The following is a 25,143-nucleotide window of genomic DNA, read 5'->3' on the forward strand; positions in this document are numbered from 1 at the left end:
GGTGCTCCGGCGAAACGTCGGACTGTCAGAGCCAGCGGGCGATCTAACCTCCGGCGCGACCACCTGATTTCTTCCCGAACGGGCTCTCCGCGTCGAGCCGCCGGGGCCGCTTGCTGCTCCGCAACCGAACTGGCCCAAAATTCGCAGTGAGTTGCCAGGCAAAGAACGGCCCAGACCGGAGAACGTCATGAATGTGCATGCTGCGGGCGATCTCAAAATCACTGGCCTCACCCATCCGAATGGTGCGCCGCTTCGCCTCAACAGCCAGGACTTCGTCGCGATCGACCGCGACCGGAATGCGAAATACCAAGCGACCTACCGGCCGCAAGCCCTCTACAACCGCGCCAACGAAGGCTTCCACGCCAACAACGAGACCTTCCTCCTCCACGAAGTCGCGACCAATCTGCCGATCTACCTTCCCGACACCGGCCCCACCGACTTTCATCTTCATCTGCCGCCGGGTGGCTTTCAGCTCGTGCTGGTCACCTCGGGCGCGTTCACCTTCGATTACGATGGGCGCTTCTACAATGTCGGCCCCGGCGCGGTGATGCTGCAAAGCGCGATCGTGCATCGCCAGCTGTTCTACACCTGGTCGGGCCTGTCGACCGAAGAGAATTTGAAGACGCCGCAGACGGTGGTGCCGGATCCGATCTCAATGGGCTATTCCGGCAAATTCCTCGAAGCCTTCATCACCGATCCGATGACCTTTCCGAATCCGACCATTGTCGGCCCGGACCAGATCAATGAGGCCGAGACGCCGCGCGTGGCCTGGAGCCATCCGCTGCACGACCGGCCGGCAGAGGCAGGCTTCTGGCTTCAGGATCCGCTAGCACTCGATGCACTGTTCAAGCCGCTCGTCGACAGTCCCGTCAAATCGGCAATGCCAATCTACCTGCGCGACATCGGCATCGAGATTCCGAGCGGTCATCTCGTCACCGGGCACGTCATCGCGACCGACCCGCGCGGCCAGTCGCTGCTGCCGAAGAGCACGTCGATCGCTGCTGACCCCAGCTGTTTTGCCAAGGGCGAGGTCGTGATCTATCGCGTCATTCGCGGCACGGCCGAATTCAAGAAGAAGTCCGGCGAGAGCTTTGAACTCTCTGCCGGTGATGTGGTAACCGCGGGCAAGGAATCGATCAGCCTGATTGGCGTTGGCGAAAACACCCAGGTCCTTCGCCTCGGCCTGCTCAAGGGCATGAACGAGCTTCGCAGCTGGACACCGACGCAGCGCGACGAGATCGACGGCCTCGCCGGTCAGATCATCACCCAGAAGGACGTTCGTCCCTTGCGTACTGAAGGCAAGCCGGTCGGATATTTGTACGGCTAAGCGCGAGCGCTGCGCTGACGCCGCTCCTGTTCCGCTATAGGTCTTGCTACGGAGGTCTTGCTATGGAGGTCTTGCCCGCCCGCGAATGGTGCTGGTAGTTCAGAGGCGATCGAGATGCGCCTGGAGCACCAGCTTCACCAGTGAGCCCCGAAATCACCAGAACTTGCGGAAGCTGCACCGCCTGCTGCGATGGCTGGCTGCAGATCGAGGTTCGCGGACACAAGGTGCACAAAGGGCAACCGTGCCCGTTCAGCATCGCACACCGATGCTCGATCTATCCGGAACGCCCCCAGCATCCATGCCGCGAATTCATCTGCGGCTGGCTAGTCGCATCCAGCCCGCTGCCGGATTGGATGCGGCCGGATCAATCCGACATGATCATGCTGGCCGCCAATTTCGTCTGGCGCGGCCTGCCGGTCGACGTCGTGGTGCCCGTTGGCAAGCAGCCGAAGAAGAAGGCATTGGACTGGCTGACGAGATTTTGCGGCGAGAACAGACGGCTGCTGGTTTACCAGATCGACGATGAGTGGTTCGCGTTCGGACCGCCGATGTTCCAGACCGACATCGCCAGCCGTCTCGGACGCGGCGAAACGCCGTGGGGCGATTGAAGCAAGTCACGGAATCTAATCGTCTTTCGAGAAAAATGTCACTGGGCACCGCAATGCGGCAGATCGCCGCGCGACACGTTTTTTCAGGAATAGTTGCTGATTGGACACATTCACCAGGAAAGCGCACAGAGCGTCACACTCGCGATTGTATATGGTATCTGGCATACAATAACTTCCTCTTTATCCCGGGCCCGCTAGACGGTCCGCGGTCATAAAGGGGAAACGACATGAGGAAGGCCTTTCTGCTCGGAACGGGCTTCGCGGCCCTATGCGCAACGGCTCTCAATCAACCACTGCGAGCAGCAACCATCGACGACGTCGTCGCACGTCTCGATGCACTCGAGCGCAGCAACGCAAAACTCGCGAAAGAAAACGCGCAGCTTCGCCAGCGCTTCAGTCACATCGGAGAGTCCAAAGCTGCGGTGACGGCGGTCACGCCGGCCTCACCCAAAGGCAATCCTGTTCTGCACGCGGCGGTCGCGCCGTCGCCGGCGCCTGCGCCGGAGCACACCGTCGTCAGTCTCGGCGGCGCTCCGCTCTACAGCAAGGCCCCCGGAGGCAATGCGTTCGTCGACAACACCACCGTGACTCTCTACGGCCATGTCGATCTCTCGGGCGACATCTTCAACTCCGGCGTCTACGACCAGGGCACCAAGCTCGGCGTCTCCAGCAACCTCACCTATTTCGGTGTTCGTGCGCGCCACAACCTCGATCCCTATGGCTATCCTGGATGGGCGGCCATCGCGCAATTCGAGTCCCTCGTCGAGGTCGCAGCCGTTCCGACCGAACGCGCGGCATTCGGTACGCGCGACAGCTTCCTCGGCATGGAAAGCCCCTGGGGCACGATCAAGGCCGGCAAGGCCGACACGCCCTACAAGAAAGCGACTTCAAAGTTCGATCCATTCTCGGCCACGCTCGGCGATTACAACTCGATCATGGGCAACACGGGCGGCGACCTCCGCGCCGAGTTCGATTGGCGCGCCGCGCATGCGATCTGGTATGAATCGCCGGTGTGGAACGGCTTCCAGGCCTCCATCATGCTCTCGCCCGGACAAAACACGGCGAAGGACAACAGCGACTTTGCACTCGGCGATTTCAACTGTCCCGCCACATCGTCGCGCGGCAGCGGCTCGGGCTTCCCGCTCACATCTGCGCCGGAAGGCTGCACCGACGGCTCGTACGGCAATCTCTACAGTGCATCGTTGACTTACAACCAGGCTGGGTTCACGGGGGTCGCCGCTTACGAACTGCATCAGGGCACCAATCGAACCGGCGACGAGGCCGTGACACCGCTGAGCAATGGCGGCGTTCTCACCGTTCCGGCAGGCGCGGTCGGCATCGCCAATGAATGGGCCGCAAAGGTCGGTGCGGGCTACCGGTTCAACGACATGATCGGCACGTTGCAGCTCTACGGCATCTACGAGATCATGCGCCGCGAGCATACGGTTGCCGCCTTCAACGAGCGTTCGCGCGACGGCTACTTCCTGAGCGCGACCCAGACGGTCGACAAATGGGATGTCAGCGCATCCTGGGCTCACGCCAATGCCTCGCCGGGTTCGCCGGGCACGGGCGTCATCAACGCCTATCCCACCGCCGGGGTCGCGGTCTCCGCTCCGGCCGGTGCCGCCGACTTTGCGCTGAACACTGTGGACTCCAGTGCCGACCAGTACGCGCTCGGTGTGAAGTATCACTTCAGCCCGTTCGTGAGCTGGTACATGGTGGGCAGCTATCTGCGCAACGGACCGGGCGCACATTACTGCCTCGGTGTCAGCGGACACGGCTACGGCGTTTGCGGGCGCGACGCCAACAACAACGTCGTTGCCGGCAACAAGGCCGAAGCCGTCACAACGGGCATGACGTTCGACTTCTGACCAGGAGCGAAGATTGCGGGGAGCCGGTCGCGGCTCCCCGTCGTTTGCCGCCCTACTCCGCCGCCTGGCGCACGTGGCGCGCGGTCGGTGTGCGCATCGTGACGAGTTCTTCGGCTGCGGTCGGATGCAGCGCGATCGTGGAGTCGAAATCCGCTTTCGTCGCCTTCATCTTCACGGCAATCGCGACCACCTGCGTGGTCTCGGCGGCGGCGTCACCGACGATGTGGCAGCCCAGCACGCGATCGGTCGAGCCGTCGACGACGAGCTTCATCAGCACGCGGGTGTCACGGCCGGACATCGTCGCCTTGATCGGGCGAAACGTGGTCTTGTAGATATCGACGTGACTGAATTGCGCGCGCGCTTCGGTTTCAGTCAGACCAACGGTGCCGATCTCCGGCTGCGAGAACACCGCGGTCGGGATATACGAATGATCGACCTGCACCTCGCGCTTGCCGAACACGGTGTCGGCAAAGGCATGGCCCTCGCGGATTGCGACCGGCGTCAGATTGTGGCGATGGGTGACATCGCCGATCGCGTAGATGCTGTCGACCGAGCTCTTCGAGAAATGATCGACCGCGATGCCGCCGTTGTTCGGGTTGATGGCGACGCCGGCCTTCTCCAGGCCGAGATTGGCCACGGCCGGATGACGGCCGATCGCAAACATCACCTGGTCGGAAGCGAGGCTCGAACCGTTCGACAGATGCGTGGTGAATTCTTCGCCGTGGCGATCGACCTTGTTCACTGTGCAGCCGGTGAGGATGGTGATGCCCTGCTTCTCCATCTCGCTGCGGGCATGCGCGCGGACGTCCTCGTCGAACCCGCGAAGAATGTTGTCGCCGCGATAGATCACGGTGACGTCGGAGCCGAAGCCGGCAAAGATGCCGGCGAATTCCAGCGCGATGTAGCCGCCGCCCTGGATCACGATCCGCTTCGGCAGCGTCTTCAGGTGAAATGCTTCGTTGGATGAGATCACATGCTCGATGCCGGGGATCGCCGCGCCATGGTTGGGCGCGCCGCCGGTCGCGATGAGAATGTATTTCGCGGTGATCTTCCTGTCGTTCTCGAGCAGGCGGACCGTGTGCTTGTCCTCGATCACCGCACGGCTCTTGACGATCCGCGCGCCGGACTTCTCGATATTGGTGGTGTAGGCCGCTTCCAGCCGCGCGATCTCCTTGTCCTTGTTGGCGATCAGCGTCGGCCAGTCAAAGGTCGCGGGCGGCACGGTCCAGCCGAAGCCGGCGGCGTCCTCGAGCTCGTGACGAAAATGCGAGCCGATCACGAACAGCTTCTTGGGCACGCAGCCGCGGATCACGCAGGTCCCGCCCATGCGGTACTCTTCCGCGATCATGACGCGGGCGCCGTAGCCGGCCGCGATGCGGGCGGCACGCACGCCGCCCGAACCGCCACCGATGACAAAGAGGTCGACGTCGAATTCAGCCATTGTCCACTCCGACCTCTTTCAGGGCCCGATCAGCGATCCCCTGTCAGATAGTGTCTGTCAGATTTCCTTGCCACGCTTGCGCATCTCGGCACGGAAGGCACCCATCACGGTCTCGGCGAAGTTCTGGGCCCAGGAGTTCATGAAGGCCATGCTGAGACCGATGGCGCGCGGCTCCGCGGAGATCAGCTTCTGTCCGAGCGGCGACTTGTAGAAGGTGACGAGATCCTTGAGCTCCTGCTCGGTAAACTCGCTGGCATAGATCTGCGCCATGCCCTCGCCGATCTCGTTCTGACGGCCCTGGAGCTCCTGGGCGACGATCGGCGCGACCTCGTTGAGGTCCTTTTGGTAGTTGAGGTTCTGCTGCGTCAGCGCGATCTTGGTCTTCTCGACCAGGCCGGGGACGGCGCCGGCATACATCGCACTGGCATTCTTGATCTGCAAAATCTCCTTGGCCGCAGCGATCGCCGCCGGAGTGGATTTGGGCGGCGCGGCCGGCGAGGCCTTGGGCGGCGCCGCCTGCTGCGCGATGGCCGGAGCGGCCAACAGGGCCAGTCCCACAGCGAGGGTCGCGACCGGCAAGAATTTCAAGACGCTCTTCATTCCTAGTCTCCTTTCGGCTTTCGCCGTTCAATCACGCGAATTCCCTCGCCACCCGCCAGAACAGCGGAACTGGCCAAGCCGATAAACAACCCATGTTCGACCACGCCGGGGATCGCGCTCAACGCCTTGGCTAGGCTGGGCGGATCCACGATATGTCCGAGATGGGCATCGACGATCCAGTGGCCGCCATCGGTGACGAAAACGTGGCCATCCTTGTCCCCGCCTTTGACCTTGCGAACCGCCATTTGCCCGGAAACGCCGCATTCCGCAAATGCCTTCTCGATGGCGCGGCGGGTCGCCCCGAACCCGAACGGGACGACCTCGACCGGAAGCGGAAAGCGGCCGAGCGTCGGCACCCATTTGGTGTCGTCGGCAATCACGATCATGCGATCCGAAGCCGCCGCCACGATCTTCTCGCGCAGCAGTGCGCCGCCGCCGCCCTTGATCAGATTGAGTTCGGGATCGATCTCGTCGGCGCCGTCGATGGTGATGTCGAGATGGTCGATCTCATCCAGCGTGGTCAGCGGCACGCCGCATCGCATCGCGTCGGCGTGCGTCACTTCCGAGGTCGGCACGCCGATCACCTTCAGGCCTGCACGCACGCGCTCGCCCAGCAGCTCGACGAAATGCTTGGCGGTCGAGCCGGTGCCGAGGCCGAGCTGCATGCCGTCACGCACCTCTTCCAGGGCACGTGCCGCAGCCTGCCGTTTCAACTTGTCCATATCCACGTTTACGCCCGCCTCAGGATTCAGGTGTGCCGCCGGTATCTTGCGGCGGCCTATGTAGCCTCGTTTTCCGCCGGAGAACAGGGTCTGGGAACAGGCCCATAAGCTGATCTTATGGCCCCGCCCCTTGCGCGGATACGGCCGGGCCGGTAGCGCTGGGCCATGACCCTCCCTGGCAAGACCTCTCCCTACACCCTCGTCTTCGATCTCGACGGTACGCTTGTAGATACGGCGCCCGACCTGATCACCGCGCTCAATTACGTGCTCGACCGCGAAGGCCTGCCGCCGATGCCGATGGCTTCCGCCCGCAACATGATCGGCGCTGGCGCCCGCAAGCTGATCGAGCGGGGTCTGGAGGCGGAGGGCCGCACCGTCAGCGTCGCCGACATGAATCGGATGACGGCGGATTTCATCGCCTATTACGCCGACCACATCGCCGTCGAATCCCGCCCCTTCGAGGGACTCCTGGACGCGCTCGACCTGTTTGCGGCGCAGGGCCATCGGCTTGCGGTCTGCACCAACAAGCTGGAATGGTTGTCGAAGCGGCTTCTGGACCAGCTCGACCTGAGCCGGTGGTTCGCGGCGATCTGCGGCGCGGACACGTTTGGGGTCCAGAAGCCAGACCCGACCATTTTCCGCCAAACCGTGGCGCGGGCCGGCGGAGAGGTGAAGGCCAGCATCATGGTCGGGGACGCCGGAACCGATGTCGGGGTGGCCCGGCGCGCCGGGGTGCCCGTGATCGGGGTCAGCTTCGGCTACACGGATGTTCCCATCGCGGATCTGAAGCCGGACCGGCTGATCCATCACATGCGTGACCTGCCGGCTGCCGCCCACAGCCTGATGACGGCGTATTCTCCTGGCAAGCTACTGATATAGCTCGGTTATCCCCCGGAACTCTGCGTTAACCATCTATTAACTATGCGCCGCCCGCCGGTTGCCTGCGGAAAACGACGCTTCTAAGGTCGGCCCGGGGAATGTGGCGGTTCGTCGCACTAGAAGTGGATGGTCATGCGTCGTGTCATCGCGATTGCGTTAGCGGGAGTGAGCCTCGTGGGGGCAACAAGCCTTGGTGGCTGCTCCTCGATGTCTTGGAACATGTTCAAATCGGCTCCGCCGACCGTCCAGGTCCGGCTGGAATCCAATCCGCCCAGCGCCGACGCAAACACTTCCCTCGGACCGGGCTGCAAGACCCCCTGCTCGGTTTCGGTTCCTGCCCCCGACGCCCCCTTCACGGTCAACTACGCTCTCAATAAATACCAGCCGGCCAGCGTGCCGGTGAACGTGATCAAGACCCCCGGCGATTTCACCACACCCGCCTCGGTGACCACCGATCCGAATCCGGTGTTTGCGGAACTGCAGCCGGCGGTGCCGCCCAAGCCGGTGAAGAAGAAGCCGCACCGGCCGAAGAAGCCGAAACCGGCCGCAGCCGCGCCAGCCGAGGCGCCGGCCGATGCTGCACCGCCCGCAGGCGGTTCGCCGTTCCCCGATCCGAACGCGGGCAAGCGTTGATCAACTCTTAATCTACGTATACCACCCGATTGTCCTAGCCGCGTCCGATGCTTAGATTGCGTCTACAGCACCGCTGAAGCAAAGGTGCGCCCGTTGCCGTAAGTGACAAGGCATTTGGTATGAACGGACTTTCTGCGAGCCCTCGCGCGGCGCTGTCGAGCGCGATGACCGATCCGTTCGGGCGGACCATCTCCTACTTGCGCGTCTCCGTCACCGACCGCTGCGACCTGCGCTGCTTCTATTGCATGTCGGAAGACATGACGTTCCTGCCCAAGGCCGATTTGCTGACGCTCGAGGAACTCGACCGGCTCTGCTCGGCCTTCATCGCCAAGGGCGTGAAGAAGCTGCGGCTCACCGGCGGCGAGCCGCTGGTCCGGCGCAACGTGATGTCGCTGGTGCGCTCGCTGTCGCGCCATCTGACCAGCGGTGCGCTGAACGAGCTGACGCTCACCACCAACGGAACGCAGCTCGCAAAGCACGCGCAGGAGCTTGCCGATTGCGGCGTCCGCCGCATCAACGTCTCGCTCGATACGCTCGATCCCCGGAAATTTCGCGAGATCACGCGCTGGGGCGAGATCGACAAGGTGCTGGAAGGCATCGAGGCGGCGCGCGCTGCTGGCCTTGCCGTGAAGATCAACGCGGTGGCGCTGAAGAACCTCAACGAGGACGAGCTCCCCGATCTCTTGCGCTGGGCCCATGGCAAGGGCATGGGGCTGACGCTGATCGAGGTGATGCCGATGGGCGAGATCGGCTCGGGCCGCATCGACCAGTATCTGCCGCTGTCGCTGGTGCGCGCGCGGCTCGCCCAGCAATTCACGCTGACGGATCTGGCCGAGAGCACCGGCGGGCCGGCGCGCTATGTCAGCGTGGCCGAGACCGGCGGCAAGCTCGGCTTCATCACGCCGATGACCCATAATTTTTGCGAATCCTGCAACCGGGTGCGCATCACCTGCACGGGCACGCTGCACACCTGCCTCGGCCACGAGGATGCCTCCGATTTGCGCAAACCTCTACGTGCATCCAGCGACGACACGCTGCTTGCCGCGAGCATCGACCGCGCCATCGGGCTGAAGCCCAAGGGCCACGATTTCATCATCGACCGCCGCCACGACCGCCCCAGCGTCTCCAGGCACATGAGCGTCACCGGCGGCTAGTGGTAACAGGCCGCCTGCGGCGCTATTCCCCTTAACTATCAATAAACTTCCGATTGACTGGCGGCATCGCCGCTGGTTTTGTGCGGCAGCCTTAAGCCATCGCGGCGGGACAAGCCGACGCGCCTCGTCGGCGCAGACCCAAGACGGTTAGGGCAAAATCGGGGGAGGACCTATCGTTGCAAGCGCTCCTAAAGCTGAGCCGTGGGATAGACGCGTTCACACGTTGGACGGGCAAGCGTCTGGCATGGCTGATCCTGGTCGCCGTGATCGTCTCGGCCGTCAACGCGATCGTTCGCAAGGCGTTCGATACGTCATCCAATTCCTGGCTCGAGCTGCAGTGGGTGCTTTTCAGCGTTGTCTTCCTGCTCTGCGCGCCATGGACCCTGCTCGACAACGAGCACATCCGGATCGACATTTTCAACACCATGATGCCGAAGAAGGTGCGCAACATCATCGATGTCATCGGCCACGCGTTTTTCCTGCTGCCGCTGACGATCGTGATGATCATTACCGGCGTACCGTTCTTCGAGCGCTCGTTCCAGATCAACGAGCAATCCGGCAATGCCGGCGGCCTGCCGCAATGGCCGGCGAAGTCGCTGATCATGATCGCCTTCGCCTTCCTGCTGGTTCAAGCCGTTTCCGAACTGATCAAACGGATCGCGGTGATGCGCGGGCTGATTCCCGACGCTCACGAGTCGCAGGTGAAGGCGATCGAAGCCGAGGTCGAGCACCTCGTCGAAGCGATCGAAAAGAAGTGACCGCCAGCGGCGTTTTTCGGGGGAATCTATGACCGCGTTTATTATCGCCAATATGGCGCCGATCATGTTTGCGTCGCTGGTCGTCGTGCTGCTGCTCGGCTATCCCGCAGCGTTTTCGCTCGGCGCCGTCGGCCTCATCTTCGCAGTGATCGGAATCCAGCTCGGTGAATTCCGCCCGGACTTCCTGCAAGCCCTGCCCGAGCGCGTCTACGGCGTGATGAACAACGATACGCTGCTGGCGATTCCGTTCTTCACCTTCATGGGTCTGGTGCTCGAGCGATCCGGCATGGCCGAAGACCTGCTCGACACCATCGGCCAGCTGTTCGGCACCATCCGCGGCGGCCTCGCCTATGCGGTCGTGTTCGTCGGCGCGCTGCTTGCGGCGACGACCGGTGTGGTCGCGGCCTCCGTGATCTCGATGGGCCTGATCTCGCTGCCGATCATGCTGCGCTACGGCTACGACCGCCGCATGGCCACCGGCATCATCGCGGCGTCCGGCACGCTGGCGCAGATCATCCCGCCCTCGCTCGTTCTGATCGTGATGGCCGACCAGCTCGGCAAGTCCGTCGGCGACATGTACGAAGGCGCATTCATTCCGGGTTTGGTGCTCTCCGGGCTCTATGCAGGCTACGCGTTCCTCGTCACCCTGATCTTCCCGAAGGCCGCCCCCGGCCTGCCGAAGGAAGCGATCGGCTTCCGCGAGGAGAATGGCGACCGTGGCCTGCGCTCGCTGGGCGTGTTGTTCCTGGCGAGCTGTGTGTTCGGCTGGTTGATGATGCGCGGTTCGGAGACGCACGGCGCCGATTTCGTCGTGCTCAGCATGTTCTTCGGAATCCTGTTCGCCTTCTTCGTCGCCGTCTTGAACTGGATCATCGCCCGGTTCCTCGGCTTTCGTTTCCTCTCGAAGATGGCGCAGCAGACCACCTTCGTGATGGTGCCGCCGCTGTTCCTCATCTTCCTCGTGCTCGGCACCATCTTCATCGGCCTCGCGACACCGACCGAAGGCGGCGCCATGGGCGCGGCCGGCGCCCTCATTCTCGGCGCCATGAAGCGACGCCTGAGCTGGGACCTGATCCGCCAGGCCGTGGAATCGACCGCGAAGCTGTCCGCGTTCGTCGTCTTCATCCTGGTCGGCGCGCGCGTGTTCTCGCTGACGTTCTACGGCGTCAACGGCCATGTCTGGGTCGAGCACCTGCTCACCTCGCTGCCCGGCGGCCAGATCGGCTTCCTGATCTTCGTCAACGCTTTCGTGTTCGTGCTGGCGTTCTTCCTCGACTTCTTCGAGCTCGCCTTCATCGTGATCCCGCTGCTCGGGCCCGCGGCCGAGCATCTCGGCATCGACCTGATCTGGTTCGGCGTCATCCTCGGCGTCAACATGCAGACCTCGTTCATGCATCCACCGTTCGGCTTCGCCTTGTTCTATCTGCGCTCGGTCGCTCCGAAGGAGTCCTATATCGACCGCGTCACCAAGAAACGCATGGAGCCGGTCACGACCGGGCAGATCTATTGGGGCGCGGTCCCGTTCGTGGTCATTCAGGTCGTCATGGTGTTGCTGGTCATCACCTTCCCGTCGATGGTGATGCACTACAAGGGCGTGCAGTCGAACATCGATCCCAACACCATCAAGATCGAGGTGCCGCAAATCGAGCTGCCCCCGCTGGATTTTGGGCCGCCGAAGCAGTAGCGGCTCAATCCGCAGACCCCGGGGTGGCCTGGTGGACGGCTCGGGACGCATCCCGAACCAGCCTGAACCGCAGCGTGAACTCGGCGCCGCCGCCGGGGAGATTGTCGACCGCAACCGTGGCCGCGTGATCGCGGGCCACCCCGCGCACGATCGAAAGCCCCAGGCCCGCGCCGTCGGAGCGCTGGCGATCGCGGCGCCAGAAGCGCTGGAAGATCAGCTCGCGTTCACTTTCCGCAACGCCCGGACCGCAATCGCGCACGCGCACCGAACCGTCCTCGCCGACCTCGACCTCGACCGAGGTCTCCTTCGCGGTGAATTTGATGGCGTTTTCGGCGAGGTTGAAGATCGCGCGCTGAAGCATCTCGGAATTGCCGTGGATCATCACCGGCCCGTCGCTCCCCCTCAGCGCGATATCCTTGTGCTGGGCGATCGCCAACGGCGCGATCGCACCGACCACCTCGGCGCACACGGTGCGTAGGTCAGCGGTTTCGCCTGGATCGAGCACCAGCGTGTCGAGTTCGGCGATCTCCAGCAACTGGGCGACGATCCGGCTCATGCCCTCGATGTCATCATGCAGCGCCTGCCTCGCCGCACGGTCGCCGAGCGTCTCGATCCGCGTGCGCAGGATCGCAAGCGGCGTGCGCAATTGATGGGCGGCGTCCGCCGTGAACTGCCGCTGCACGCGAAAGCCGTCCTCGAGGCGATCGAGCGCCCTGTTGACGGCGGTGACCAGCGGCATGATCTCGCGCGGGATATGCTCCGTCGGCAGGCGGATATCGGTGCGCGCCGGGCCGATATTGCTGGCCTCCTCCGAGGCCATCCAGAGCGGTGCGATCGCGCGGCGGAAGATGATGATATCGATCGCGAGCAGGATCAGAAGAATGGGGATGGTGATCCACCCGACCCGGCGGAAAAAATTGGACACGATGTCGTCGGTAATGACGTCGCGATGGGACAGATCTTCCGCCACTTGAATGTGAACGGTGGTGCCGTCGATCGTCTGGGTCACGTCGGCGCCGGAAATCGATCCGGATTCGACGCCGCCGGTCTTCTTGTGCGACGAGAACAGCAGGCGGCCGTCGGCATCGCGGATGTCGTACTGGTAGCGGCCATAGGCTTCCGAATAGAGGCCGCGAAGGCTGTCGGGCAGGTTGAACGTCACCTTGCCGTCGGGCTGGACGGCGATACGCTCGGCGAGCGTCTCGGCCTGGGCTCGCATCGCGGCGCGATGCAGCTGGTCGATCTCGGAGTTGAGCAGCCAGAACAGGACCAGCGGCAGGAAGATCGCGACCATCGCGACCGCGACGATGTGCATGAACACGATGCGCGAGATCAGCGATTTGAACGTCGGCCTGGCGAATGCCCTGGCGCGAAATCCAACCTGGGCCACGCTACTTCTCCTCGGCCATCATGTAGCCGACGCCACGGATAGTATGGATCACGACCTTGGCGCCGTGTTCGGCGAGCTGCTTGCGCAGCCGGGAGACGTACACCTCGACCGCATTGGAGGCGACCTCGCCCTCGAGCCCGAAAATGTGGTCCTCGACGTTCTTCTTCGGCACCACCCGCCCCTGCCGGCGCAGCAGGATCTCCAGCACCGAGGTCTCGCGCGACGAGATGATGCGCGGCTTGTCGTCGACGAAGATCTGGCGGCTCTCGGTGTCGTAGATGAGATTGGCGAGCCGCAGCGAGCGGCCGAGCAACTGGCCGGGACGGCGCAGGATCGCCTCCAGCCGCGCCACCAGCTCCTCCATCGCGAACGGCTTTGCAAGATAATCGTCGGCGCCGCTGCGTAAGCCCGTGACGCGGTCCTGCAAGCCGCCGCGCGCGGTCAGCACCAGCACCGGCAGCGGCTCCATCTGGCGCCGCAGCTCGCGCAGCACCGACAGCCCGTCGCCGTCGGGCAGACCGAGGTCGAGGATCATGGCGGCATAGCTGACATTGTGCACGGCCTCGCGCGCCTCGGTCGCGCTGCTCACGATATCGCTCTCATAGCCCGCGGCTGCCAGTCCGCTGGCCACGAGCCGCGACAGCTCGGCATTGTCCTCGACGATCAGAAGGCGCATCGCATTCCCGCCGGATGGTCCGGTGCAATTACGGCTCGCGCCGCATCTTCGCTCTCTTCCACCATTCCGGGGGCCTCGGCCAGCGAAAAAGCACCGGGAAAGCCAGTCGTTCCCTGCTGTCAGGCTCGTGTAAGCCAATCAAGGCAGCCACACGGCTTCTTCCGTCCAGCCGAGCTCGGCAAGCTCCGATGCCCGCAACGGCGCGTCCGCCATTGAGAAGAACTCATCGAGTTGCGGCGGCTTGATGCGGGTGCCTGACAGCATCGCATGCGCCTGTCCACGGTGGTGAATCTGGTGCTGAAACAGGTGCATCAGCAGGCGATCGCGTCGCTCGACCTGGACATACGTGCCTCGATTGATCTGCACCTCGCCGCTCAGCGCGACGAGTGTCAGCTCGCTGCAGAGATCGATCAAACGCTTATCCATCGACTTCTGAGCCTTCGAAAGCTCTGCAAGCGCTGGAAACGGAATTGGATTTTCCCAAGCCGTGGGCCCGAGCCATCCGCCCTCGAGTGCATCAACGTAAAAACGATCGATGACGTAAATGTGGTTCAGCGTTGCCTGCAAACTCGGGAAGAAGCCCGTGCGCTTGGCCTCAAATTCGTCTTGAGTCAGTTCGGCGCACGCGCCCAGCAGACGGTGGTTTGCCCACGCATTGTTATAGGCGAAGGCACGCTCGGTCTGAACAAGCCCGACACTCATTGCGATTACCTTCCTCGACCGGCGACCCAAGGATCGGTACCGAGCCGCACATTTCGGATGATGCGATGACCGTTTTTGGCACTGTTCTGCCCAACGGGTCAAACGGTTGAATGGGATGCAGTGGCCACAATGCCGCCGAGTTTCTACTCTGCGTGAGGTCGTTTTTCGGATTTTGTTCAGCGCATGCAACGGCAGCAGGGAGCGCCACCTTTGCGTCCACAAATCCCGGCTGATCTCAAACACGATCGCCCGCAAAAAGGCCCGGCCTCGCGCTTTGCGAGACCGGGCTGCTTGACCGCGACGCGCCGTGCGATCAGCTCTGCGCGTGACGCGCCATGAAGCTGTCGTAGCTGAGCTCGGCAACCTGGAACCACGAGTAATCGTTGCTCGAGAAGTTCGTCAGCGACTCATAGACTTTCTTGAAGTTCGGGTTGGTGGCGGCAATCTCGCTGTGAAGCTCCTTGGCGGCCTTGAAGGAGGCCTCCATGACCTCGGGCGGGAAGGCGTGCAGCTTTGTACCGCCTGCGAGCAGCCGGCGCAGCGCCTGCGGATTGGCCTGATCATATTTCGCCATCATCCAGTTGTTGGCTAGGTGGCCGGCCTGCTCGAGCGCGCTCTGATAGTATTTCGGCAGGGCGTTCCACTTGTCGAGATTGACGAGCGTAAGCAATATGGGGCCGCCTTCCCACCATCCTGGATAGTAGTAATGCGGCGCAACTTTGTAGAAGCCGAGCTTCTCGTCGTCATACGGTCCGACCCACTCCGCGCCGTCGATCGTGCCTTTTTCCAGCGCCGGATAGATGTCGCCGCCGGCGATCTGCTGCGGGACCGCGCCGAGCTTCTGAAGCACCTTCCCGGCGAAGCCGCCGATGCGGAATTTCATCCCCTTGAGGTCGTCGACCGTCTTGATCTCCTTGCGGAACCAGCCGCCCATCTGACAGCCGGTATTGCCGGCAAGCAGCGAGGTGACGTTGTAGCTCTTGTAGAACTCGTTGAGGACCTCCTTGCCGCCACCCAGCATGTACCAGGCCTGGTTGATGCGCATGTTGGGCCCGAACGGCACCGACGAGCCGAAGGTGAAGGTCGGATCCTTGCCGAAGTAATAGTACGAAGCGGTGTGGCCGATTTCGCAGGTGCCGTTCTGCACGGCGTCGAGCACTTGCAGTCCGGGGACGATTTCACCGCCGGCAAATGTCTGGATCTGGAATTTGTTGTCGGTCGCTTCCGCGACGGCCTTGGCCATCATCTCGGCGCCGCCATAGAGCGTGTCGAGCGATTTCGGCCAGCTCGTCGGCATGCGCCATTTGATTTCCGGCATCGACTGCGCGATCGCGGGAGCCGCGAGCGTGGCGGCACCGGCCGCACCAAGTCCTGTGACCTTGATGAAGTCTCGTCTCTTCATGATTTCCTGCCCTGATGGATGGTGATTGTGGGCCTTCTTGCCGAGGCCTGGAACCAGCATGGCGCAAGGCTGGACCGAATTCCATCTTCATCGCACTGCGGCAAAGAAAAAACCCGGCCGTCTCTGGGGCCGGACTGTGCGGTCTTCCGGCTTTCTCGAGGGATTTGCGGCGGGTACCCAGCGGGTCAAGGAGCTGTCTAGGTCGGGAGTACACGGCTGCGATCTGGTCGGGGCCGATGCGAGCGGCAAACATCCGATTTGGCGCGAACAGCGGACTTACGTGGACGTGGCTCTATGCCCGAAAAGGGTCAACAGGCGACTCTCGCCAATAACCAGAACGATTTGAATTAAGCGTTTAAGTGACGCGGAGGAGCACCTCGCCTATAGGTTGTCATCATGGCGCCGCAGATTGCATGCGAAAAGCGCGACGGAGGCTGAGACTCTGTCATGAGATGGCCACTGCCGTATCCAAGGCGCGGTGATGTGATGGGTATCCTATTTATCGTCGTTCTGCTGTGGCTTATCGCTTTCGGCTTCTATTGGTTTCCAAATTCTAAGACGAATAACGGCTTCGGTCCGGATTGGGATTGCACCCCTGTCCCGAATGGCCAACCGATTTGCATCAAAAGGCTAGGTCAATGAACGCGGTTCGCTGACGGAATTGAACATGGAGATGTCCGATGTGGACCAACAACGGGCCTCGCCGCGCCGTCTTACCTTTGGCTCGCTCTCAGCCCAGAAGCCGACATCACGACGCTTGAGCTGGTGGACAGCTAAGGGCCAGAGGCGGAAGCGGTCATTCGATTACTTCGTCGGCCCGTGCCACCAATGTTGCCGGAATAGCGAGTCCAAGCGATCGGGCAGTTTTTAAGTTCAGGATCAGTTCGAACTTATCTGGCATTTGGACTGGAAGGTCAGACGGTTTTTCACCCTTCAATATGCGATCGACATAAGACGCCGCGCGACGGAAAATGTCTGCGCGCTCAATACCCAAAGCGATCAATCCCCCATTTCGCGCAAAGGCTGAAATTGAATAGACAGCCGGTACCCTGTGCTTAGCAACCGACGCAACTATCGTGTCCGCGCGGGACGCCAAATAGCTGTCCGGCAGGAAGATCAAACCAGGGCCCGGCCGGCCAGCGGTAGAAACGATGGCATTCTCCAGCTCGTCTTCAGTCTTTACCGGTGCGCGGATCAGATCAAATAAGCCTGGCGACTTGACGGCCTCGATCGATGGAAAAAACAAAGGCGCCATCGGCGCGGTATTTGGGTTGTAGACCGCGGTCACCGAGCGAGTGTCGGGCGCGCACTCTTTCAGCAATTCCATCCATTTCGAGCCCATACCGGGCTCTTCAACTCCAAAGCCGGTCATTGTTCCGCCTGGGCGAGACAGACTCCTGACAAAACCTTGGGCAACCGGATCAGCGATCGCAACGAACACGATCGGGATGGACCCAGCCTCCTTTTGCGTGATCCGAAGATAAGGCGTCGAATTTATGACAAGCACGTCGGGCTTAAACGTTACAAGTTCTCGAACGAACGCTTGCCTCTTGGCCGCATCGGGTGTCTCCCAGCGAAAATGAATTTCGACATTCTGACCGGGTTTCCACCCCAGCTCTGCCAGTCCGCTTTCGAAGGCAGCCTGCTGGTCCTTGCCCTCTGGGCTGGCTTCAGGTCGCGCGACGAGAACGCCTACGCGGCGGGGGCGCGATTGCGCCCAGGTTCTCCCCGCTAATCCTGCGGCCATCGCAGTTGCCCCCAAATAGACTTTGAGAAATCGGCGGCGTTGCATGAGCGCTCCGGGGATCAGAGGAACAGCTACACGCTATCTAAAATCGCTCTCCGTGAGAAGCTGGGAGGACGAGATATCTCATGCTGTCAATTCCGATCTGGGTCAAAAGGCGATGTCGGCCCGAGAGCGGAAATGTCCGCTAAGGGGCCATCAGCATAAGCCTAGCCAGCGCTAAACGTCGAGGATGGGGCCTGTTCCGACTTGAGCTTTTTGACCTTAACAGGCGCGTTTGACGCTATTTACCCAGTGCCGCGGCGACTTGGCCAACCAGCTCCTCTGCCAGCGTGTGATAGCCCTCCGGCGTGAGATGTTGCCCATCAGGTTGATGCGGGAGTCCGTGCAGCATCCCATTCGGGAGCATGACGACCTTGATTCCCATCGCGCCGAGCCGACTTTGGATGGCAGGGGTGTTGTCGGGGGCCAGCTTTCTCCGGTCGTTTCCGCCGGGCTGAAGGATCACAACGCTCGTTCCCTTCGGAACCACGCGATCCAGCCGGGCCAGCATGCTTCCCGTCGTGTCACCGTTGATGCCGGCATTGATAACACGGACGTTAAGCCCCTTCGCACGAAGAAGCGTTTCAAGCTGTGCGGGATAGGATTGGCTACGCGATACACCCTTACCGAAGGTGTTGCTGGCCCCAAGGGCCACAACGGTTGCAGCGTGGGCGGTGCCAAGCGCGGAGAACAACCCGAATGCACCGAGAAGAATGATCTGGCCAAGCTTCGCGACCACTTTTGCGCTCCCCGACAGGCATGATATTTCCGCCGCATGCTTATCACCGATGACTCCAATTTGGAAACGCGGAGGTGTCGCCCGATGTGAAGGGATTTCGGACATCGCTATCCGATGTCAAAGGCAATTGCCTAGACGGCACTTTCACGTTCCAGTTTGTCCGGCGCGAAGCGGTTATGTCACCCGATCGGTTTCTCTCCAGTCGGGAGACCCGGATCGGTCTCACGGAAGCTGGTTCGCTTGCGAACGAGCTCCCACCATGCTGCCAGTTTTCCACATTCTGCTACCAACGGTTCTCCCTCGGGCGCCGCCGTTAGATATGCCATCATCGGCGCCAAGTGAAAGTCGGCAAGCGACCATTCGCCGCCGCCTGCAATGGGACCGTCCGGCGCCGCAATGGATTCGAGTGCGGCCAGGACGCGGGAGGAGCCTTCGAGGCCCGAGCGAACCTGGGCCTCGTCGGCGAGGCGTCCGATTCGAGGTCCGAAAACGCGCTGCGAGAACACCTGCCTCACCATCGGCAGATAGCCGTAGGAATCTATGATCGAAACGATCTGCGTCATGCGGCCTCTGTGGCGCGCATGTTTTGGCTGAAGCGACGGTCCAGGAAATGCTTCGTCGACATACCGGGTGATCGCCTGCGTCTCGTAAAGCAGATAGTCGTCGTGAACGAGGGTCGGGACCCGCCGAAAAGGATGCAGCTCAAGGTATTCCTTTGGCATGTCCGATGCGAATGGGTTCACCTCCACACGGCTGTACGGCACGCCCTTTTCGGCCAGCACCATACGAACAATTCGCAGATAGACGCTGTATTGATAGCCATGCAGCACGATCATCGCACGATACCTCCGTCATTCGACCAGGCCCAGGATTTCACGTCCTCCTAATGTGATATCTGGAGAACATAGTAGCGCGAGTGAGCCTCGCCGCCCGGCTCCCAGGGTGATGCGGGCTGGAAGCCAAGCTTTTCGTAGAGACGGTGCGAGGCGAGTAAAGCGTTGTTGCTGGACAAGCTGATCTGATCGTAGCCCGTCTTCCGGGCAAATCCGATCAAATCATCTGCGATCGCGCGTCCGATCCCACGGCCTCGATACTCCGGCGCAACAAACATGCGGGTCATTTCACATGCTCGATCGTCGACACGTTTTATCGCACCGGTGCCGACGACGTCATCTCGGGCAATCGCACACAAAAAGATGGCGCGATGACCGTAGACGCTTTCCGCATGGTCGACATCCCTGAGGCGCGAATAGATAAAGTCTCGGACAGAGGGATCCGGGTGGTGATGAAAATGTTCATGCCACACAGACTCGATGAGCCGCCTGGCTCGCGGCGCGTCGGCAGCTCTGAATGGCCGAATGATCCAATCCATGATTTCTCCTCTCTTCGTCACCGTCCGTGGCGTAACAGGCGGATGAGGAGGCCGTCAGGCGCCAGCGATCTCGTTCTGGCGTGGCGAAAGCTCGCCGCGGCGCAGCCTGACCTGGACGCCGACCTGTTTTATAGAGTGCGCAATCGACGGGCTGGATTTTGCTACAGCAACCGTCACGCTGTCCATCACGGTAAAGCGTCGCAGCAGGTTGGCGGCGATCGTCTCGCCGAGAGCTTCGAGCGTCTGAAACTTGGCCGACGCTGCAATCTGCACCGCCTCATCTACGACAGCGTCATATCTCACGGATGAATCGAGATCATCACTGAGGTGGGTCCGCACCTCCCGCAGCGTAGCCGAAATGTCAAAGCTGAACTTTTGTCCGAGAGTTCGCTCTTCCTCGAACAGGCCGTGGTAGCCGTAAGTCTGAAGACCGGTGATCTTGATCGACGTCTGCATGGGCGGCTCCGCATAAAAGCGTCACGATTGGGATACTCCCAATTGCCCAGGCGAGCGGCTGTTCTCCCGCGCTTCCCGATGGTGCTCCATCCGACGTCGCCAGTCACGCGAGAACACAACCACTAGCAGCAATGGTGCTTACAATCAACAATCTTGCGCTACGATTGCGAATCTTCTTCCGCTCGTAGCGGCACGACCCTCCCCGCGGCATGAGTTGTTCCGGGCCAATTGCCCCAAACGACTCTTGCGTCGAAATTGCTGCCGCGACACGTGCCAATCTTCCTGCTCGCCTCGCCAAAAACAGGCGGTTATTGAGCTCCGAAAAACAAGGGAGACGCAATATTAGTCTGACTTGGACAGTGCCTCTGAAAAGCGGCTCTGAGTTCAGCCAGTTCATTGTGCGTGGCTCCTAGCTCCGCCTCGGCTCGATTGACCGGAAGATCTACGTAATCGATTGGCTGATCGAACTGGCTCGCCGTGAAGTCATATCTCCGGCCTCCGATCCGATTGTAGAAATGGTCGCCGGCCGGCAGCGGCGTCTTCAGCAACTCGCCGCCGAAGAGTTCGTAAACGAGCAGCGAGGTGACGTTGCATTGCCCTGCCGCTGGATTGGCCGCCGTCCATTGGCTGGCCGTCGACAGCGACCATGCCTTGCGCAGCGCGCTTTGAACGTCATCGGGATCGAGGCTCATCGTTCCTCCAGCGATCGGCGCCGCGGCGGACAATTCGGATTAAGCGATGATGGCTTTGTGCCACTGTTTTGCCCGACGTGTCAAACGACTTCGGAGCTCGACCGAGCCCAACTCCATCCCCCTCAACGGACTTCTACTGTGCATGGGGTTGTTTTGCCGATTCTTGGTCGGCGCTGTTACCACCGCGGTCGCGGCAAAGAAAAAGCCCGGCCTCGCGAGCGAGGCTGGGCCATTTGATCTTGGCGACTTGCTCGAAGATCAGCCGCGGGTGCGCGAGCGGATCATGAAGCTGTCGTAGGTGTATTCGGCGACCTGCCACCACAGATACTCGTCGGAGCGGTAGGCCTGCATGGCATCGATCGACTTCTTGAAGTCGGCGTTCTTGGCCGAGATCTCCGCCCACAGTTCGTTGGTCGCCTTGAGGCAGGCCTCCAACACTTCGTTGGTGAACGGACGGAGCTGGGTGCCGCCGGCGACCAGACGCTTCAGCGCCCCCGGGTTCTGCATGTCGTAGCGCGCGGCCATCCAACTGTTGGCGTTGGCCGTCGCGTTGGTGAGGATCGCCTGGTAGTTCTTCGGCAGCGCGTTCCACTTGTCGAGGTTGGCGAAGGCGTGGACGGTCGGGCCGCCTTCCCAGAAACCGGGATAGTAGTAGTACTTCGCAACCTTGGCGAAGCCGAGCTTCTCGTCATCGTAGGGGCCGACCCATTCGGCCGCGTCGATGGTGCCCTTTTCCAGCGCCGGATAGATGTCGCCGCCGGCGAGCTGCTGCGGCACCACGCCGACCTTCTGGAGCACCTGGCCGGCGATGCCGCCGATGCGCATCTTGAGGCCGGAGAGGTCGGCGACGGTCTTGATCTCCTTGCGGAACCAACCACCCATCTGGGTGCCGGTATTGCCGCAGGGGAAGCCGATCACGTTCGCCTTCTTGAAGAACTCATTGCCGAGCTCCATGCCGCCGCCCTGGTACCACCAGGAGTTCTGCTGGCGCGCATTGAGGCCGAACGGCACCGAGGCGTAAATCGCCCAGGTCGGATCCTTGCCGACATAATAGTACGAGACGGTGTGGCTCATCTCGACCGTGCCGCTGGAGGTCGCATCGAGCGCCTGCAGGCCGGGGACGATTTCGCCGGCGGCGAATACCTGGATCTGGAACTTGTTGTCGGTCATCTCGGCGACGTACTTCGCCACCTGCTCGCCGCCGCCATAGATGGTGTCGAGCGACTTCGGGAAGCTCGACGTCATGCGCCACTTCACCTCGGGCGAGGACTGCGCGATCGCCGGCGAGGCCACCGCGGCGGTCGCCGCCGCGCCTGCTGCCGACACTTTCAGGAAATCACGACGCTTCATCTTCAGGTCTCTCCTTGTTGGGGCGTTTCCCCTCAACTTCTCTTTTTGCCGCCGCTGAATTCGGCGACGCGTTTGGGTCGCGTCGAACCGAAGGGGCTTGACCGCGGAGGGCCTTTAACACGGAAGCCCCGCGCGAGGAACGCGACAATGGCATGACGGGGCTCTACGAAAGTCGCATGTCCCCAGGGGCGCGTTCAAGCCGCGGCGATAACGCCCTTGAGCTGGTCCCGAACCTGTCCCGCAATGGCGCGATAGATCGCCGCATGCGGGCCCTCCGGCTCACTGTCCACGACAGGATTGCCGGCGTCCGATGTGGCGCGAATCACCATGTGCAACGGAATTTCGCCCAGGAACGGTACTCCGAGCTTCTCGGCCTCGTGGCGCGCTCCACCGTGGCCGAAGATGTCCGATTTCGTGCCGCAATGCGGGCACTGGAAGTAGCTCATGTTCTCGACGATGCCGAGCACGGGCACGTTGACCTTCTTGAACATGGCAAGCCCGCGCCGCGCGTCGATCAGGGACAGGTCCTGCGGGGTCGAGACGATCACGGCCCCCTTCAGCGGCACATTCTGCGCCAGCGTCAGCTGGGCGTCGCCCGTGCCCGGCGGCATGTCGACGACGAGTACGTCGAGACTGCCCCATGCGACGTCGCGCAGCATCTGCGTCACTGCCGACATCACCATCGGCCCGCGCCAGATCATCGCGGTCTCTTCCTCGACCAGGAAGCCGATCGACATGATGGCGAGGCCGAAACGCTTGAGCGGAATCATCTTGCGCTCGCCGTCCAGCTCCGGCTTCTCGTGCAGCCCCGTCAAGCGCGGTACCGACGGGCCGTAGATGTCGGCATCGAGCAGCCCGACCCTGAGGCCGAGGTCGCGCAAGCCCAATGCGAGATTGAGCGCGGTGGTCGATTTGCCGACGCCGCCCTTGCCCGAGGCCACCGCGATCACGGCGGCGACGCCCGGAATCTCGGACTGCCGCGCCATCGGCGACCCGCCGCCCTGCGGCGGCTTGTGGGCATGGACCGGCTGCACGCCCGGCGTGCCGCGGCTCGGGGTTGGCGGCGGCGGAGGTGCAGCGCCGGCCTTGCGCTCTGCGGTCAGCGCCACCATCACGGTGGTCACGCCGGGAATGGCGCGCACGGCAGCTTCGGCCTCGGCCCGGACGGATTCCCAGGCGCGCGCCTCTGCGGCATCGACATTGATCGAGAAGAACACCTTGCCGCCGGACGCACTGATCGCGCTCAGCACATTGGCATGGGTGAGCGCGACCCCGCGGGGCGACTTGATTTTGGCGAGGCTGTCGAGAACCTGTTGCTGCGTCACGCTCAAAGCGCATCTCCTAAAGTTCAAGATGCCCCATTAGAGCGGATACGGCCAAAAGGCTACTGCTTGCCGATATCGTCTGCCATCTCGGCGGGCGCCGCCCCCAGCTCCTGGGCCGCCTCGTAATTAAGCTCGATCATGACCCCATTGGGGTCGTAAACGAAGATCTGCCAGAGCTCGCCGCCGGGCACCTGGCGGGACTCGAATTTCATGCCCTTGGAGGCGAGGCGCTGCTTCATGCCGTCGAAGCCGCGGCTGACGAAGGCGACGTGGTGGACCACGCCGGAATCCGGCTTTTGCGGCTCCGAGGTCGGCGAAATATCGACGAGGTGCACCACCGGTTTGCCCTCGCTGTACATCCAGGCCCCCGGGAAGGCGAAATTCGGCCGGGCGCCTTTTTCCAGGCCCAGCACATCCTCGTAGAAGTGGACCGTCTCGGCCAGTTTTCGGGTCCGGATGTTGAAATGATCGAGGACGCCAACGCTCACGCCGCCCATGCTTTCGCTCCCTTTTTTCGAAGTCCTTGGTCCCGCCATCCTAGCACAGGGGGCGGCTAAACGAAGCCGTTGCCCTCCCGGCTTAACGGTTTATGGTGCGCCTCCGATCCGCCTCAATGGCGGAACCGGGCGCCCCCTCGCCCGGCAAGAACCGTAAAAACCCAATCTACGGACAAGGTACCACACATGGCTAAAGTCGCTTTCCTCGGTCTCGGCGTGATGGGCTTCCCCATGGCCGGACACCTCGTGAAAAAAGGGGGCCATGAGGTCACCGTCTACAACCGCACGGCGGCCAAGGCGAAGGAATGGGCGGACAAGTTCGGCGGCAAGACCGCAGCGATCCCGAAGGCCGCAGCCGAGGGCCAGGACTTCGTGATGTGCTGCGTCGGCAACGACAATGATCTGCGCGCGGTCACGATCGGCGCTGACGGCGCCTTCGCCGGCATAAAGAAGGGCGCGACCTTCGTCGATCACACCACCGCTTCCGCCGAGGTCGCCCGCGAGCTCGATGCCGCCGCGACCAAAGCGGGCTTCAAATTCATCGACGCGCCGGTCTCCGGCGGCCAGGCCGGCGCCGAGAACGGCGTCCTGACCGTGATGTGCGGCGGCGCCGCAGATGCTTATGCCGGCGCCGAGCCGATCATCACGGGCGCCTATGCGCGGATGTGCAAACTGCTCGGGCCCGCCGGCTCGGGCCAGCTGACCAAGATGGTCAACCAGATCTGCATCGCCGGCCTCGTGCAGGGCCTCTCCGAGGGGATCCACTTCGCCAAGAGGTCGGGCCTCGACGTGGCGGCCGTGATCGAAACCATCTCCAAGGGCGCGGCGCAGTCCTGGCAGATGGAGAACCGCTACAAGACCATGAACGAGGACAAGTACGATTTCGGCTTCGCGGTGGAATGGATGCGCAAGGATCTCTCGATCTCGCTGGCCGAAGCCCGTCGCAACGGCGCCAATCTCCCTGTGACCGCGCTGGTCGACCAGTTCTATGCCGAGGTCGAGAAGATGGGCGGCAAGCGCTGGGATACGTCGAGCCTGCTCGCGCGCCTGAATCGCTGATCTCGAACATTCCGGACCTG

Annotated in this window: 25 protein-coding genes and 1 riboswitch; of the genes, 9 read left to right on the top strand and 16 right to left on the bottom strand. The window is 62.3% G+C overall.

Features of this window, described 5'->3' with window-relative positions:
- Nucleotides 1-187 precede the first annotated feature (187 nt).
- The 3 genes from JJE66_RS22990 (at nt 188) to JJE66_RS23000 (ending at nt 3,806) form a co-directional block, all read left to right on the top strand.
- Nucleotides 188-1,327 (top strand): hypothetical protein, encoded by a 1,140-nt coding sequence (locus JJE66_RS22990; RefSeq protein ID WP_200516766.1) that lies wholly within the window; start codon nt 188-190, stop codon nt 1,325-1,327.
- Nucleotides 1,328-1,701: 374 nt separating this feature from the next.
- Nucleotides 1,702-1,935, top strand: a complete 234-nt coding sequence (locus JJE66_RS22995; protein WP_200516767.1) for a hypothetical protein — start codon at nt 1,702-1,704, stop codon at nt 1,933-1,935.
- Between the two features lie 227 nt (nt 1,936-2,162).
- Nucleotides 2,163-3,806: a porin gene (locus tag JJE66_RS23000; RefSeq protein ID WP_200516768.1), complete on the top strand. Its 1,644-nt coding sequence runs from the start codon at nt 2,163-2,165 to the stop codon at nt 3,804-3,806.
- 52 nt (nt 3,807-3,858) lie between these two features.
- Here the strand turns inward: JJE66_RS23000 and gor are convergent, their stop codons facing one another.
- The 3 genes from gor to rpiA are packed head-to-tail and all read right to left on the bottom strand — an operon-like array spanning nt 3,859 to nt 6,575.
- On the bottom strand, nt 3,859-5,247 hold the full coding sequence (gene gor, locus JJE66_RS23005; protein WP_200516769.1) for a glutathione-disulfide reductase: 1,389 nt from the start codon (nt 5,245-5,247) through the stop codon (nt 3,859-3,861).
- 57 nt (nt 5,248-5,304) lie between these two features.
- A complete protein-coding gene (locus JJE66_RS23010) occupies nt 5,305-5,847 on the bottom strand; it encodes a DUF2059 domain-containing protein (protein ID WP_200516770.1) in 543 nt (180 codons plus the stop codon).
- Between the two features lie 2 nt (nt 5,848-5,849).
- Nucleotides 5,850-6,575: a ribose-5-phosphate isomerase RpiA gene (gene rpiA / locus JJE66_RS23015; protein ID WP_200516771.1), complete on the bottom strand. Its 726-nt coding sequence runs from the start codon at nt 6,573-6,575 to the stop codon at nt 5,850-5,852.
- 159 nt (nt 6,576-6,734) lie between these two features.
- Between rpiA and JJE66_RS23020 the strand changes: the two genes are divergently transcribed.
- From JJE66_RS23020 to JJE66_RS23040, 5 genes are all read left to right on the top strand, one after another.
- Nucleotides 6,735-7,448 carry an HAD-IA family hydrolase gene (locus JJE66_RS23020; protein ID WP_200516772.1) on the top strand — a complete coding sequence of 238 codons (714 nt, stop codon included), beginning with the start codon at nt 6,735-6,737 and terminating at the stop codon, nt 7,446-7,448.
- A gap of 132 nt (nt 7,449-7,580) precedes the next feature.
- Nucleotides 7,581-8,081, top strand: coding sequence for a hypothetical protein (locus tag JJE66_RS23025; RefSeq protein WP_200516773.1), 501 nt, complete (start codon nt 7,581-7,583; stop codon nt 8,079-8,081).
- 119 nt (nt 8,082-8,200) lie between these two features.
- Entirely contained in the window at nt 8,201-9,235 is a 1,035-nt protein-coding gene (gene moaA / locus JJE66_RS23030; protein ID WP_200516774.1) for a GTP 3',8-cyclase MoaA, read from the top strand.
- 176 nt (nt 9,236-9,411) lie between these two features.
- On the top strand, nt 9,412-9,993 hold the full coding sequence (locus JJE66_RS23035; protein ID WP_200516775.1) for a TRAP transporter small permease subunit: 582 nt from the start codon (nt 9,412-9,414) through the stop codon (nt 9,991-9,993).
- Between the two features lie 28 nt (nt 9,994-10,021).
- The gene (locus JJE66_RS23040; protein ID WP_200516776.1) at nt 10,022-11,677 is read left to right on the top strand and encodes a TRAP transporter large permease subunit; all 1,656 of its coding nucleotides are present in this window, start codon (nt 10,022-10,024) and stop codon (nt 11,675-11,677) included.
- Nucleotides 11,678-11,681: 4 nt separating this feature from the next.
- On the opposite strand, the gene JJE66_RS23045 is transcribed toward JJE66_RS23040, so the two are convergent.
- The 13 genes from JJE66_RS23045 to JJE66_RS23105 form a co-directional block, all read right to left on the bottom strand.
- Nucleotides 11,682-12,992: an ATP-binding protein gene (locus JJE66_RS23045; RefSeq protein WP_210349937.1), complete on the bottom strand. Its 1,311-nt coding sequence runs from the start codon at nt 12,990-12,992 to the stop codon at nt 11,682-11,684.
- Between the two features lie 76 nt (nt 12,993-13,068).
- A complete protein-coding gene (locus JJE66_RS23050; RefSeq protein WP_200516778.1) occupies nt 13,069-13,743 on the bottom strand; it encodes a response regulator transcription factor in 675 nt (224 codons plus the stop codon).
- Nucleotides 13,744-13,881: 138 nt separating this feature from the next.
- A complete protein-coding gene (locus JJE66_RS23055) occupies nt 13,882-14,445 on the bottom strand; it encodes a DinB family protein (RefSeq protein WP_200516779.1) in 564 nt (187 codons plus the stop codon).
- Between the two features lie 313 nt (nt 14,446-14,758).
- On the bottom strand, nt 14,759-15,847 hold the full coding sequence (locus tag JJE66_RS23060; RefSeq protein WP_200516780.1) for a TRAP transporter substrate-binding protein: 1,089 nt from the start codon (nt 15,845-15,847) through the stop codon (nt 14,759-14,761).
- Nucleotides 15,848-16,643: 796 nt separating this feature from the next.
- Nucleotides 16,644-17,639: an ABC transporter substrate-binding protein gene (locus JJE66_RS23065; protein ID WP_200516781.1), complete on the bottom strand. Its 996-nt coding sequence runs from the start codon at nt 17,637-17,639 to the stop codon at nt 16,644-16,646.
- A gap of 235 nt (nt 17,640-17,874) precedes the next feature.
- The gene (locus JJE66_RS23070; protein WP_311979944.1) at nt 17,875-18,372 is read right to left on the bottom strand and encodes a GDSL-type esterase/lipase family protein; all 498 of its coding nucleotides are present in this window, start codon (nt 18,370-18,372) and stop codon (nt 17,875-17,877) included.
- 179 nt (nt 18,373-18,551) lie between these two features.
- Entirely contained in the window at nt 18,552-19,208 is a 657-nt protein-coding gene (locus JJE66_RS23075; protein WP_200516783.1) for a glutathione S-transferase family protein, read from the bottom strand.
- A 47-nt stretch (nt 19,209-19,255) separates the two neighbouring features.
- Nucleotides 19,256-19,744, bottom strand: coding sequence for a GNAT family N-acetyltransferase (locus JJE66_RS23080; RefSeq protein WP_200516784.1), 489 nt, complete (start codon nt 19,742-19,744; stop codon nt 19,256-19,258).
- 54 nt (nt 19,745-19,798) lie between these two features.
- Nucleotides 19,799-20,200 (bottom strand): dihydroneopterin aldolase, encoded by a 402-nt coding sequence (gene folB / locus JJE66_RS23085; protein WP_200516785.1) that lies wholly within the window; start codon nt 20,198-20,200, stop codon nt 19,799-19,801.
- 37 nt (nt 20,201-20,237) lie between these two features.
- A riboswitch (ZMP/ZTP riboswitch) is annotated at nt 20,238-20,317 on the bottom strand.
- Nucleotides 20,318-20,508: 191 nt separating this feature from the next.
- A complete protein-coding gene (locus JJE66_RS23090) occupies nt 20,509-20,892 on the bottom strand; it encodes a hypothetical protein (RefSeq protein ID WP_200516786.1) in 384 nt (127 codons plus the stop codon).
- Between the two features lie 258 nt (nt 20,893-21,150).
- Entirely contained in the window at nt 21,151-22,242 is a 1,092-nt protein-coding gene (locus JJE66_RS23095) for a TRAP transporter substrate-binding protein (RefSeq protein WP_200516787.1), read from the bottom strand.
- Between the two features lie 194 nt (nt 22,243-22,436).
- The gene (locus JJE66_RS23100; RefSeq protein WP_200516788.1) at nt 22,437-23,573 is read right to left on the bottom strand and encodes an Mrp/NBP35 family ATP-binding protein; all 1,137 of its coding nucleotides are present in this window, start codon (nt 23,571-23,573) and stop codon (nt 22,437-22,439) included.
- A gap of 53 nt (nt 23,574-23,626) precedes the next feature.
- Nucleotides 23,627-24,064, bottom strand: a complete 438-nt coding sequence (locus tag JJE66_RS23105) for a VOC family protein (protein WP_200516789.1) — start codon at nt 24,062-24,064, stop codon at nt 23,627-23,629.
- A gap of 186 nt (nt 24,065-24,250) precedes the next feature.
- Between JJE66_RS23105 and JJE66_RS23110 the strand changes: the two genes are divergently transcribed.
- Nucleotides 24,251-25,123, top strand: a complete 873-nt coding sequence (locus JJE66_RS23110) for an NAD(P)-dependent oxidoreductase (RefSeq protein ID WP_200516790.1) — start codon at nt 24,251-24,253, stop codon at nt 25,121-25,123.
- Nucleotides 25,124-25,143 lie beyond the last annotated feature (20 nt).

It is taken from the genome of Bradyrhizobium diazoefficiens (assembly GCF_016612535.1).
Lineage (GTDB): Bacteria > Pseudomonadota > Alphaproteobacteria > Rhizobiales > Xanthobacteraceae > Bradyrhizobium > Bradyrhizobium diazoefficiens_C.